The sequence below is a fragment of the Exiguobacterium antarcticum DSM 14480 genome (genome assembly GCF_000685865.1).
GTDB lineage: Bacteria > Bacillota > Bacilli > Exiguobacteriales > Exiguobacteriaceae > Exiguobacterium_A > Exiguobacterium_A antarcticum.
Window position 1 is genome coordinate 1,275,693 of the sequence record NZ_JMKS01000003.1, and the last position, 12,842, is coordinate 1,288,534.

Sequence of the window (12,842 nt, forward strand, 5' to 3'; positions counted from 1 at the left end):
ATCCGTCATTTTTTTAATCTTTTTTAATTCATAGACTTAACAATTGCCTTGTTCATGAATTTGTATCAGACTATATCATAAGAAACTTTATCAAAATTAGGCGATTCATCTCAGCTTGCGTGAATGGACATGCCCGAGTTGCGGGATCCATCACGACCGGGATGTGAACGCAGGACTGAATCTCAAACAAGAAGCCCAACGTATCTTAGCTTCTTCAACCGTCGGGACGACGGGGCTAGCCTGATCAGGTTTCGACCGTTAGGTCGGATCACTCAGGAATCCTCCACCTCTAAACGAAGCGTAGGTAGAGGTAGTTCAATAAAAGGAGTGGATGTCATGGAAACCATCACAAAAAAAGCGAGCCTCTCACTGATTGAGCTCCCAAGCGGCGGGGAAGAATCCTTATTTTGTCGTCTCTACTCGCCAACTTTAGCAAGTCCGGCTCCACTGGTCGTCCTGTTTCATGGGTTCCCGGGGAAACAATTGAACATGGACTGGGCCGTCCGCCTGCAAGAACTTGGCTTTCATGTTCTTGTCACCTCCTATCGTGGAACGATGGGTAGCCCGGGTGCGTTTCGTTTTCGGCATACTCTCGAAGATGCGACAGCCATCATGAAACATGTCGTTTCCTCTACTTTTACGCAAGCACATGATATCTTAGCCGACCAGATTACAATCGTCGGACATAGCATGGGCGGGTTCGCCGGACTACATGCCTTTGCGGATGTACCGGACATCGCCCATTACATCGGAATCTCTCCCTTTAACTTCGGCTTAGTCGGACAACTGGTCCTCGATTATCCGGAACATGAGGACGCTTTACGTGGAGTTCTCAGTCGGGGTGCCACGTTCTTATCGGATACCGATGGCGACACGTTGCTCGAAGAGTTGAAACGACACCACGCCGAGTGGAATTTACTCGCTCTAAAAGAGCAGCTCCGTACACGCTCTACCTTACTCGTGACGTCTGAGCGCGACGAGACGTCGATCAAGTCACTCCATCATGATTTACTGCAGGACGCGAGTACGTTTGAAGAAATCATCGTTGACAGTGACCATAACTATATCGACAACCGAGAAACGGCATTTCAGGCTTGGACGACTTGGTTACAGCAACGTTAAAACAAGCATCCTCATTCTGCCCGTGAGGATGCTTGTTTTTGGGGTGTCTTTACTTTTGGGCGCAGCTGCATCCGGTACAAAATGAAGGTGAACAAGGTGAGTGTCGAACACGCATACCAAACGGTCGTGAAGAGCGTCCCCGTATCCGTTCCGATGAAGATGCCGTGGAGTGTCATCAAGCCCCATGCCGGTAAAACTAACCAGTGTGTTAATTTCCATAACGTTTTTCCTAATGTTTCTTTCAGGAAATCAGAAGTGACCAAGACAAAACCAAACAGGTAGAGACTGATGGTTCCGAAGGCGTTCCAAAGTGGTTCATATGAGGCCTTGCCTGGGATCAAGATCTCAAGAAGCGTCAACGGTGCGTACGTATCGACGACGATTAACGTCGCGTGTAGCACAATCGCCAGCAATCCAGCCCAGCCGCTGTAGAGGTGAACGTTGTGGAGGCGTGCCTTCTGTTTTTTGAGCTGTGGGAAAGAGCCCAACAATCCGGCCAAAACGGATAATGTCAGAAAAAAATGACCGGTCAGTCCACTTAAGCGGATCATCGTCCATGTCGAAAATAACCACTTCATCCAGTCCATATTGATTGTCCTCCCTTCTCTTCTGCTACCATTTTTCCTGAGTCATCCATCAACAAGAGTCGTCCGTTTGGAAACCATTTAAATAATTTGTCTTGCCGCTCTGTCTCGGTCATTTGAAAAGCGAGCTTCGTCATGACTTCTGCCTCATAGAGTTGTGGTGCTGACGCCGTGATCTGAACGTACCGTGTTTCAATCGGTCGTCCCGTCTTTCCACTCAGCAGATGATGGTTCGTCCGCTCGCCTACTTTCCACGAACGGTAAATCCGGTTCGATGTCGCGACTGCTCCTTGCCGTAGCCGAACTTCTGCGATGGCCTGTTCTGTCTGCGGGTCCGTGATGGCGATTTTCCAAGGATGCGCATCAGACCAGACGATGACGTCTCCTCCTGCTTCAATCAAACCACGTGTATGACTTTTTCGAAGACGTTGTGCAACAATCATCGCTGCTGCGCCCTTTCCGATTCCGCCTAAATCAATCGAACCACCACCGACTCGTGTCACTTCGCATCCTTCTACCAGAAACGGGCTGATGTCAGGCGGGACCGTTCCTTCGATTTCGGTCGCAGCGTGGAAGGGAAACGATCGATCATACCCATTGGCATATTGTTGTTCCAGTAGGAAGGGCGAAAAGTAATGTTCCGTCTGCTCAAAATAACGAATCGCACGTTGTAATAAGCGCGCCAGTGGTAAGGACACCGTCAACGATTGACCAATCAACAGTCGGTTCAACCGGCTGATCTCACTTGCCGGATCAAAGCGGGACCACTGACGATCGACATATTGAAAAAAGTGATGGATGGCTTGCCACTCCTTATCTAAAATCGGTTGATCGGTGACGAAACGAATGATATTGTGCATCGAGTACAATTGACGATCCATATAGTTCACCTCCTATTTCGAATGACTGGATTGTCCATCACTTCCACCACTCGGCTGGTCAAATCCGGATGTGTCATTGCTTTGCCATGCTTCATCCTCATCTTCCGCTTCGTAATATCCATCCTCATCCTCCGATTCTCCCCACTCATCGTCATCGCCTTGAGAGGGTTGAGTCGGAATCGTCGTCTCATCGGAATACGAATCGCCGGTCTTCACCGGATTCGTTGGTTGGTCACCCGAAGCGACACTCAACTGTCCGATTGCAAGACCTAAAAAGATACTACTGCTTAACCCAACAATCCATTTTGCAACTGGTTTTGGTTTCACCTTTTTCCTCTCCTCTCGTTTCCTGTTATCTTTACTGTAACGATAAAAACTGACAACTAGCTGATACCAACTATGGGATAATAAGAAAAAATACAGAACGGGAGGAATCAAGATGCGGATTTTGATTGCAGAAGACGATGAGCGTCTCGCTAAAATGTTACGCCTCCATCTCGAACGTGCCGGTTATCAAGTCGATGTCGCACACGACGGAATCCAGGCGCTCGAACAATGCCAGACGTTTCGATATGACTTACTTGTCCTCGATTGGATGATGCCGTACAAAAGTGGCATCGAAGTCGCAACCGAGTTACGTGGAGAACGCTTTGAAGGCGGGATCCTCATGCTGACGGCACGCGATACGGAAATTGATTTGGTCCATGGTCTTGACAGCGGTGCCGATGACTACCTCGTTAAACCGTTTCAGGCAAACGAACTTTTGGCCAGACTCCGGGCACTGAGCCGCCGTCAAAAAAAAGCATTTGTCTCGCTTGTTTCCTATCAGGGACTTGAACTCGATATTACGACACAAACGATTGCGTATGCCGAGCACCCCCTTGACTTGACGCGACGTGAGTTCGAATTTTTATCGTTGCTCCTCCGTCGTCCGGAACAAGTCATGGGACGTGAATTGATCATCGAGGTCGTCTGGGGAATCGGGGCTGACATTACCGATAATGCCCTCGATGCACTCGTCCGACTTGTGCGAAAAAAATTAGAGGCTGTTGGTGCCCCCTCGCTGATCAAAACGGTCCGTGGTTTTGGTTACCGCCTTGGTGGTCCCCATGCTTGAGACGATTCGAAAACGTCTGACGTTATTGTTCAGTGGCACGTTTTTGCTGTTGCTGATCTTGATCTTATTAGGTGTTTATTTCACGACGGCTCGCCTGCTGGATCAGACCGAGTTGAATCAATTAAAATCGGTTTCCGACCGGGAACTGTTTGAACGAATCGAACATGGCGAAGATCGGTTGATTCGTGATCCCATCTTTTTTCAAATTCTTGATTCCGACGGCACAGAACGATATGCACGCCTCCCGGATGATCTCTCTAAAAAAACAATTGACCGCTTCGTTTCTTCTGACACGGAAACACAAAAGCTCGAACTAGAAGATCGACATTTTTTGCTGTATCAACGCAACACGGATGAAAACGGTTTGATTGTCTTGATGAAGGATATCTCCGCGACAGAAGATACGCTGCAACGTTTAATCGCGATGCTTTTTGGTATTACGGTTCTTTCTACACTCGTTCTGATGGGCATCAGTTATGTCTTGGCCGGCCGTTCGGTTCTACCGGTCCAGCAGGCGTTTGATCGACAACGACGGTTTACGTCGGATGCCTCGCATGAATTACGCACACCGTTGACGATTTTATACAGCGGAATTGAGTTGCTTGAAACAGAACCACTGAGCACGGAAGGGAAAACGATTTTATCGGATTTAAAAGCAGAAACGGCATCGATGCAATACTTAGTTTCCGACTTGCTGCTTCTTGCCCGGGAAGGTCACCCGGGTCCGATGTCATCACTTGATTTGAGTACACTCGTTACACAAACCACTGACCGGTTCCGTCATACAGTAGTCGGTCGTACACTCCACCTTGACGTCGCTCCAGGCCTATTAGTAAAGGGGGATTCGAACCAGTTGATCCGTCTGTTGACCATCTTTTTGGAAAATGCGGTCGCTTATAGTGATGCCGATATTGAGGTGACGCTACAACAAACGCCATCCGATGTCCGGTTGATGATTGCCGATCAAGGAATCGGGATTCCCCCAGAAAATCAGGATAAGGTGTTTGAACGGTTTTTCCGTGGAGACCATGCGCGACACGGATCAGGTACGGGTCTCGGTCTTGCGATTGCCCGTTCCATTGCTGAAGCGCACGGAGCCACGATTCTCTTGGAGTCGACCCTGCACCAAGGAACTCGTTTTACGATTCTTTTTCCAACTCCTTGATTGTCCGTCAGCTAACTGTCAGATAGCTCAGGTAAAGTAACAGTATGTTCTTAATACTTACCGAGGAGGTCTTTTTATGTTAGCCGGTGTACCGCTTCATCCATTACTTGTACATGCGCCAATCGCTCTTTTATTATTTGCAACGATTCTGTTGGTATTCAGTCTGAAATGGGTACAAGCTAAACTGTTTGCCTTGATTACTTTATTTGCCGGTCTCCTGTCCGGCGTCGCTGCTTATTTATCTGGCGACGGAGCAGAAGAATATGCAGAAGCCAACCTCAGCAGTGCGACGCATACGGCCATCGCGAATCATGAAAATTTCGCATTGTTCAGCCTCATTGCCTTTGGAGCCGCTTTTGTTCTCCTGTTGCTCGGCTACCGCTCCAACAAAAAAACAATGCTCATGCTGAGTTTGCTCATAGCGGTCGTCGGAAGCGGCTTGCTTGCCTATACGGGTCATCTCGGTGGACAGATGGTCTATGCCAAATAAAAAAATGCCCTCTCATCCATGAAGCTTGTGGATAAGAGGGCATTTCTCGTCTTATTTACGGTGCGTACGTCCCGGGCGACGATTAGTCGAACGGCGTGTATTACCACGACCTTCAGCCGGTTCTTTCGTCCCTTTGCTTTGGTCATGCTGCGCACGAATCATCTCGTCTGATAATTCGACGACGATTGGTGTCACGTCGACACCAAGTTCCCGTTCCATATCACGGAAGGTCCGTCCGTCTTTTGGTGTGACGATCGAAATGGCGACACCATCGTTGCCGGCGCGTCCTGTCCGACCAATCCGGTGGACATAACTTTCCGCGTCGTCCGGTAGATCATAGTTGAAGACATGCGTGACTCCCGTTACATCCAGACCACGTGAGGCGACATCGGTCGCAATCAAGAACGGTGTTTTGCCTTGATAGAACTTTGCCATCGCTTTTTCACGTTTACCTTGTGTCAATCCACCATGTAATTCATCCGTCGGATATCCTTGCATCTGTAATTCTTCGTTCAACTTGCTGACCCGGCGTTGTGTCCGGCAGAAGATGATCGCCGCATAGGGACGCATCTCGTCAAGCATCGTCCGAAGCGTCGCCTGTTTCCGGCGATCCGTCGTCTCGACGACAAATTGTTCGATTGCATCGACGGTTACTTTTTCTGATTCGACTTGGACTTCAATCGGATCACGGAGATACGTTTTCGCCAGCTGTTCGACTTTTGGTGGCATCGTCGCCGATAACATGACGAACTGACGATCAACCGGTGCTGATGCGATGATATCTTCGATTTCCGGTAAAAATCCGATTTGGAGCATCTGATCGGCTTCATCCAAGACAAGCGTCTTCAAGTCACTCAAATCAAGTGTCCCCCGGCCGACGTGATCCAAGATTCGTCCAGGTGTCCCGATGATGATTTGTGGCATCCGGCCGAGACGTTGGATTTGTTTAAAGACATCTTGCCCACCATATACGGCAAGGGCACGTACGTCTTCCATGTTCCGGATCAACTTGTGTGTCTCATCCGCAATCTGGCGTGCGAGTTCTCGTGTCGGTGCGACGATCAAGGCTTGGACGGTTTTGTTGTCTAAATCGATTTGTTCGAGAATCGGTAACAAGAAGGCAAGTGTCTTTCCTGTACCGGTCTGTGCTTTTCCTATTAAATCACGTCCCGCCAGTAAATGCGGAATAGCTTGTTCCTGAATCGGTGTTGGTTGCTTGATACCTTGTTTTTGTAATTTTTTAACCCATAGTTCTTGAATGTGTAACGCTTCAAATGTTGACATAGTATCCTCCTAAAAATTATCCACAGAAAAAAGCTGTGGATAACCTGCTTCGAATAGACAAAAACAGTTATCCACAGCCGTGCTTTTACTAGTATACACAATTTACGCGTTCGTTGCTTCCTGTTTTAACTTTCGATCGAGTACAAACGTACCAAACGGAATGAACGATGCGATAAAAGCAATTCCAGCCTTTAGGAATGACCAACGGTACTTAAACTTAACGACGGCGAGCCATAACGCATACATGACGAACAATACACCATGCATCGCACCGACGACTGAAACAGCTTCAGGAATGCCTGCCATATACTTCAACGGCATCGCAATCAACAACAGGATTAAAAATGAAATCCCCTCTAATACAGCAATCAATCGAAATTGACCTAACGTAGTTCCTAACATCCCGTCACTCCTTTTTCCTCTTTACTGTCTTTAGTATACGGGACGTTACTCGGTCTGTGAGCGGTGTCACAGGATTGTCAGATTTCGAGTGGGCGGAGTCGCGCTTCGATTTCTTGACGCTTTGGTTCGAGGAACGGTGGAAGAGCCAGTGTCTCACCCAGCATCTCGACCGATTCGTCCGTTGCGAATCCTGGTGTATCCGTCGATAACTCAAATAAGATATGGTTCGGTTCCCGGAAATAGAGCGCTTGGAAATAATGACGATCGACTTTTCCAGAGTTCGGCAGACGATACTGATTCAGTCGTTCCACCCACAAATCATATTCTTCACTGTTCGGAACACGGAACGCGACATGATGGACTCCGCCCCGTCCGAGTCGTTCCCGGTCAAGGTCCGGTCGCGCTTCGAGATGGACTTCCGCTCCGATTCCGCCTTGACCCGTCGAATAGACTTCGATTTCTGCAAAATCACCGGTAAGTGAAGGATAACTTCCGATTTTTTTAAAGCCAAGCACTTCTGTCAAGACGAGTGCTGTTGGTGCTGGATCATTGACTGTCAACGTCACGGCACCTAATCCGACGATGGCATGTTCTACTGGAATCTCATCGTGTTTCCAAGGCACACCGCCCGCTACGCCTTCTTCACCGTCTTCTGCGACGAGAATCAACCGGGTTCCTTCCTGATCGCGGAACGCCAGCGTCTGTCGACCTGCCCGTTCGATGATGCCATCATGATCGATACCTTGTTGTTCAAAACGTTCTGCCCAAAATGTGAGCGATGCCGTCGTTTTGACACGGAGGGAGGTTGAAGAGATACTCGATGCACCCGGAACACCCGTCCCTAGATGTGGGATATCAAAAAACGTCAGGTCCGTTCCCGGATTCCCTTCTGCATCGCCGTAAAAGAGATGATATGACGTCGTATCATCCTGATTGACCGTTTTTTTAATAAGACGCATCCCTAATACTTGTGTATAAAATTGATAATTCCGCTCTGCCATTCCTGTTAAAATCGACACATGATGAATACCAAGTAATTCCATAGTTGCCACGTCCTTTTCTTGATTTGTAGTTTGTATCGTCAGTATAACGCACAAATATCTTGAATTCAAGATATTAAATCATTAAAAAAAATCGCCCTTCCGAAAAAGGACGATTGAATAGTTAAGATTAAAGTTTTACGACGTTAGCAGCTTGTGCTCCACGTGCGCCTTCAGTGATTTCGAATTCAACTTCTTGACCTTCGTCAAGTGATTTGAACCCTTCACCAGTGATTGCTGAGAAATGTACGAATACGTCTTCTCCGCCTTCAACTTCGATGAAACCGAAACCTTTTTCTGCGTTAAACCATTTTACTTTACCTGTGTTCATGGGAACAACCTCCAAAAATAAATTACTTAATACATATGCAAGGCATATGAAAGAAATTCATTATTGTCCCGAAATACATGGAGCGACGAAAAGATTGTTCGTGACGCGATGTGAATCAGTAGTGACAATAACAATATTAAGCTACCGTTAGTATAAAATGATTGCGCTTTAAAAGTCAAGTTGTCTGACCAGTTTTTTCCCAATTCATACCACTTCACACACAAAAAAAATAAGCAGATTCGGAGCACTCCGAATCTGCTTATTTTACTTAACGATGGATCCAGACCGCTCCAGCAGAGTTATCTTTCGCTTCACCGATGACTTGAATTTGAAGACCGTTTTTCGGGAGCAGTTTTCCTGCATCCGGGATCAACTGATTGATGTACGATTTTGAATCATTAAACGTCGTGACACCAGCAAGTCCTTTGTAGTCATACAGACCACGTGTCGGAGAATCGATGACCCAAGCCGGTGCTTTATCATAGCTGAAAGCAGCATCCGCGATTTGGTAACGTGTGCTTCCTGCAACGACCGGTTGTCCTTTGAGCGTTCCAACGATTGCTTCAGGGTGCGAATCGACGACACCGAGGAATCCTTCACCCGGGTGAACACCAACCCAGTTATCCGTAAAGCTGTTATCAGCATACCAGACGACAAGACCTGTGTTGTATTTGACACCACGTGCATGCTCAAGTGCTTTATCTGAGCCTGCATAGTTCCGCCATTCGAGGTAGTAGGCGTTATCTGCATAGCTGAAACCATCCGAAGCGACAAAACCGTCTAATTTAAACTTCGGTGTGCCTTCTGCATCGTCTTCAAAGACGACTTTTCCGTCGACTGTCAATTTTGCGTTATCAAGCGCAAAACCGTCAAGGGCAAGACCGGCATCCCCTGTGTAGTCAAACGTCAATGTGACTTTTTTGCCGGCAAATTCACTGAGGTCGTATGATTTGTCGACCCATGCACCTTTTGAAGATTCGGCACGTTGATCGCCATCCGTATCTTCGTCACCAATCACATCGATAACTTTTGATACGCCGTCAGCTGTTGCCGTGACTTTCAAGAAGTCATAGTCAAATTCGACATCGAAGTAGGCTTTGTAATCAAATTTCGCAGCTTTTGCTGCCGTCAAATCGAATTCAGGTGATGTCATGGACGTATGGAGATCGTTCCCTTTTGTGCTGTAATAATATTTTTTACCGAATGCCGGTGCAATCCCTTTGACCGGTTTTTTCGGCAAGTTCACTTTGATGATGCCTGGATTTTTAGATTTCGTGACACTTTGATCCAGGTATGAAGCCGTTCCTGCTTTTGAGAGCGAATCAAAATCGACGTTTTGAATGTTCGCCCAGTTTCCGCCCATCACATTTTGGAAGAACTCCTTGTTTTGTGGTGAGAAACTGGTTGGTTCTGTTCCGGCAATGTTTCCGTTCCAGCTACCACCACTCATGATCGACCATGAGGCAACCGGCTCGCCTTGACCTGTGTACTGTGTATCGTACTCATCTGGAAGCCCAAGATCATGACCGAATTCGTGTGCGAAGACTCCGACTGCTCCATCTTCTGGTTGAACTGTGTAGTCATAGGCTGCCATCTTGCCGCCCCAGTTCGTCGAGTTTGAAGTCGTGTTCGCAACCGGATAAACACCATCGAGTGTCCAGCGGTGTGACCAAATTGCGTCGTCACCGAGCGTACCACCACCGGCTTCCTGTCCCGTACCCGCATGGATGATCATCAAGTGATCGACAAGGCCATCCGGTTCGTTCAATTCACCGTCTCCATCGAGATCGTATAGATCAAATTTGTCGTAGTCTGCTAAATTGATTCCTGATTTGACCGCTGCATTCAATGAATCCTTGACGAGACCCCGTGGTCCTTTTGCTCCCGGAAGGTTATCGTTACCACCTTTAGGATTATCTGAACCATAGTCTTTTGCCGTCCCTGGAACCGTCAACCAGTTCGAGACGGTACCATCAACAGAGTAGCTACCACCAGACTGTTCTTCATAGTATTGTTTGAACGTCTTGACCTTGTCGCCATTAAATAGTTCAAATTCTTTATCACCAAACATTAAGTCTTGATAATGTTTTTGGTTGAAATCCTTTGAATACATGTAGCCTTCTTCTTGGACGACGTTGTTATGCTTGAAGTCATTGTACTCAACGAGTAGAACGAGTACTTCATCTGTCCGAGTAGAGCCATTATAAGTCGCTTGTTTGGCTTTATCGACTTTGACAAACCCATCTTTTTTCCCTTTTTTGTAATTGTTATGATTTTTAGCGAGCTGTTTTGCGAGCTGCTCTTTTTGTTTCGTCAAGAAGTCTTTTGTTTTTTGATCAAATTTCGCTTCTTTTTCCGACTCATGATCATGATCTGCTTCCGGTTTCCCGTTTGCCTTTTTATCAAGATATTTTTGAACCGCCTTTTGTTTTTCAGCTGCAGATGCTGCTTTTGAGACGACCCCACGTTTTTCCAATACTTTCAATAAACGTTCCTGATCAACCGTATTTAAATCCATCGGTGCGCCGGCTACTGATTTTTCAGCAGCTTCAACAGATTTTACCTTCCCACCAGGTAAAACTGGACCAACGGCAAAAGCGGCTGCCGTAATTCCGGACAAGACGGCTAAGCTAAGCTGTTTCTTTTTTCCCACGTGAACTGACCCCCTATGTAGTAGTGAAAAGCATGACTGAGATAACTTTTCTGAATATTCAAATCATATGTTGTTTTAGTTGGTTAATCAATTACTTTTTGAACAATTAGTACTTTGTAACTATACCTATTTTTGGAATTTAGTTCATTTATACGGAAATTTGCCGATAATGTTAATAAACGTTCATTCATCCTTGCCCTTATTTCTAAAATAAAGAAGATTGCATCCTGCTACCGCGATACGCTAAAAACATCACTTATCCCTAAAGGAGGAACCTTATGACACCGCTACAAAAATTCGAACGACAACTGCTAAAGAACTATCTGATCGGCTCATTCGTCGCCGTGTTTGGTGTCGGTTGTCTGTTCATTTTTGAAACACTGACATTTGATATACGGGAGCGCGTAATTTTGCTGGCCATCATGACCCTCTCCGTCATTTTGATGTTCAGCTTCGAATATACGGTCTATCGAAAACATATGCGTCCGCTGTATCACGTCTTTCAGACATCCGTCCCCAGTCAGGAACAACTGTCTGCTGCGTTTCGGACGACGCATCGTTTTCCATTATTGACGATCAAGCGGATTCTCGGTCCTCACTTTTTGGGCTTATCGATTCCTTCATCGGTATTAACGGCTCTTTCGATTTACTTCGGTTGGCTCGATATGCCGTATTACTTAATCGGGCTTGCTTGTTTCGGCGCGATACTCGTTGCGATTTTGCATGCCTTGATTGAATTTTTCCTGACGTATCGTGTGACGGAAGCAATGTTAGCCGAGTTAACGACTCAAACCAAGGCACGTGGTTATGGTGAGCTTATCTTGACCAAAAAAGACTTCGTCAGTCTCCGTCAAAAAATGTTGATCAGCACACTCATCATTGGTGTTTTTCCAATTTTATTGTTCGTTCTCGCCTCTGCTGTCCAGTTGACGGAAAATGAGAGTTTACGGTCCTATTGGAGTTGGTCGACCCTGATCTTGATCGTCATTCTATGTCTTGCGACATTTTGCAGCCTGCTTCTATATGAAAATATCCAAAAACCGATATTGGCTTTACAGGAAGGTGTTTCACAAATCGAGTCCGGACGATTGAATACGATCGCCAATCCTTTTTCTGACGAGTTCTCTCAACTGATCGGCGGATTTAACTTGATGGTTGAAGGGATTCAAGGACGCGATCAAGAAAACGAGCAGCTGCTCGATAGTCTGTTCACCTTGTTTGCCGCCACACTCGATGCACGTGATCCTTATACGGCCGGGCATTCTCTTCGTGTATCCGAATATTCGGTTGAAATCGCCCGTGCTGCTGGTTTACCCGACGAGCAGATCGAGCTGTTACGTAAATCAGCACTCTTGCACGATATCGGGAAAATTGGGATTCGGGATGATGTGTTGTTGAAGGAAGGACGATTGACCGAGGAAGAATTCGACAAAATCAAACAACATCCCGTCATCGGTGTCCACATTTTATCGCAAGTTCATCTCCCGATGAAGTTACAACCGATTCTTCCTGGGGTAAAGTATCACCATGAACGCTACGATGGAAAAGGATACCCAGAAGGATTAGCCGGTGAAGCGATTCCCGTCTTCGGACGCATCATGGCAATTGCCGATGCGTATGATGCCATGACATCCGATCGTCCCTACCGTACAGGAATGCCTGTCGAACGCGCACTGGCCATCTTAGAAGAAGGTAGTGGGACGCAGTGGGACGCTTCCTTTACCCAACTGTTTCTGGACTTGAAAAGACGTTCCATCACCACAGCCTCTTGAT

13 protein-coding genes and 1 pseudogene are annotated in these 12,842 nt (G+C 46.8%); 6 read left to right on the forward strand and 8 right to left on the reverse strand.

Annotation, left to right across the window (positions count from 1 at the left end):
- Positions 1–106: 106 nt before the first annotated feature.
- Positions 107–244, forward strand: a pseudogene (locus P404_RS18210) (zinc ribbon domain-containing protein); the annotation flags it as partial.
- 92 nt (positions 245–336) lie between these two features.
- A complete protein-coding gene (locus P404_RS0107420) occupies positions 337–1,122 on the forward strand; it encodes an alpha/beta hydrolase (protein ID WP_026830424.1) in 786 nt (261 codons plus the stop codon).
- A gap of 11 nt (positions 1,123–1,133) precedes the next feature.
- Here the strand turns inward: P404_RS0107420 and P404_RS0107425 are convergent, their stop codons facing one another.
- The 3 genes from P404_RS0107425 to P404_RS0107435 are packed head-to-tail and all read right to left on the reverse strand — an operon-like array spanning position 1,134 to position 2,914.
- Entirely contained in the window at positions 1,134–1,709 is a 576-nt protein-coding gene (locus P404_RS0107425; RefSeq protein ID WP_014971636.1) for a ferric reductase-like transmembrane domain-containing protein, read from the reverse strand.
- A complete protein-coding gene (locus P404_RS0107430; RefSeq protein WP_014971637.1) occupies positions 1,697–2,587 on the reverse strand; it encodes an FAD:protein FMN transferase in 891 nt (296 codons plus the stop codon). The genes P404_RS0107425 and P404_RS0107430 overlap by 13 nt, the downstream gene beginning before the upstream one ends.
- A gap of 12 nt (positions 2,588–2,599) precedes the next feature.
- Positions 2,600–2,914, reverse strand: coding sequence for a hypothetical protein (locus P404_RS0107435; protein ID WP_014971638.1), 315 nt, complete (start codon positions 2,912–2,914; stop codon positions 2,600–2,602).
- A 112-nt stretch (positions 2,915–3,026) separates the two neighbouring features.
- Here P404_RS0107435 and P404_RS0107440 point away from each other — a divergent pair, with 112 nt between their 5' ends.
- The 3 genes from P404_RS0107440 (at position 3,027) to P404_RS0107450 (ending at position 5,359) form a co-directional block, all read left to right on the forward strand.
- Positions 3,027–3,704 carry a response regulator transcription factor gene (locus P404_RS0107440; RefSeq protein ID WP_026830425.1) on the forward strand — a complete coding sequence of 226 codons (678 nt, stop codon included), beginning with the start codon at positions 3,027–3,029 and terminating at the stop codon, positions 3,702–3,704.
- Positions 3,697–4,869, forward strand: coding sequence for a sensor histidine kinase (locus tag P404_RS0107445; protein WP_026830426.1), 1,173 nt, complete (start codon positions 3,697–3,699; stop codon positions 4,867–4,869). Before P404_RS0107440 ends, P404_RS0107445 begins: the two co-directional genes overlap by 8 nt.
- Positions 4,870–4,945: 76 nt before the next feature.
- Positions 4,946–5,359, forward strand: a complete 414-nt coding sequence (locus P404_RS0107450) for a DUF2231 domain-containing protein (RefSeq protein ID WP_014971641.1) — start codon at positions 4,946–4,948, stop codon at positions 5,357–5,359.
- Between the two features lie 51 nt (positions 5,360–5,410).
- Here the strand turns inward: P404_RS0107450 and P404_RS0107455 are convergent, their stop codons facing one another.
- The 5 genes from P404_RS0107455 to P404_RS0107475 form a co-directional block, all read right to left on the reverse strand.
- Positions 5,411–6,643, reverse strand: coding sequence for a DEAD/DEAH box helicase (locus P404_RS0107455; RefSeq protein ID WP_026830427.1), 1,233 nt, complete (start codon positions 6,641–6,643; stop codon positions 5,411–5,413).
- A 102-nt stretch (positions 6,644–6,745) separates the two neighbouring features.
- Positions 6,746–7,045 carry a DUF3817 domain-containing protein gene (locus P404_RS0107460; RefSeq protein ID WP_014971643.1) on the reverse strand — a complete coding sequence of 100 codons (300 nt, stop codon included), beginning with the start codon at positions 7,043–7,045 and terminating at the stop codon, positions 6,746–6,748.
- A gap of 77 nt (positions 7,046–7,122) precedes the next feature.
- Entirely contained in the window at positions 7,123–8,088 is a 966-nt protein-coding gene (locus tag P404_RS0107465) for a ring-cleaving dioxygenase (protein WP_026830428.1), read from the reverse strand.
- Positions 8,089–8,215: 127 nt separating this feature from the next.
- Positions 8,216–8,416, reverse strand: coding sequence for a cold-shock protein (locus tag P404_RS0107470; protein WP_012371797.1), 201 nt, complete (start codon positions 8,414–8,416; stop codon positions 8,216–8,218).
- A gap of 268 nt (positions 8,417–8,684) precedes the next feature.
- A complete protein-coding gene (locus tag P404_RS0107475; RefSeq protein WP_026830429.1) occupies positions 8,685–11,069 on the reverse strand; it encodes an immune inhibitor A domain-containing protein in 2,385 nt (794 codons plus the stop codon).
- A 278-nt stretch (positions 11,070–11,347) separates the two neighbouring features.
- Between P404_RS0107475 and P404_RS0107480 the strand changes: the two genes are divergently transcribed.
- Positions 11,348–12,841, forward strand: a complete 1,494-nt coding sequence (locus tag P404_RS0107480) for an HD domain-containing phosphohydrolase (protein ID WP_014971646.1) — start codon at positions 11,348–11,350, stop codon at positions 12,839–12,841.
- The last annotated feature ends 1 nt before the right edge of the window (position 12,842 follow it).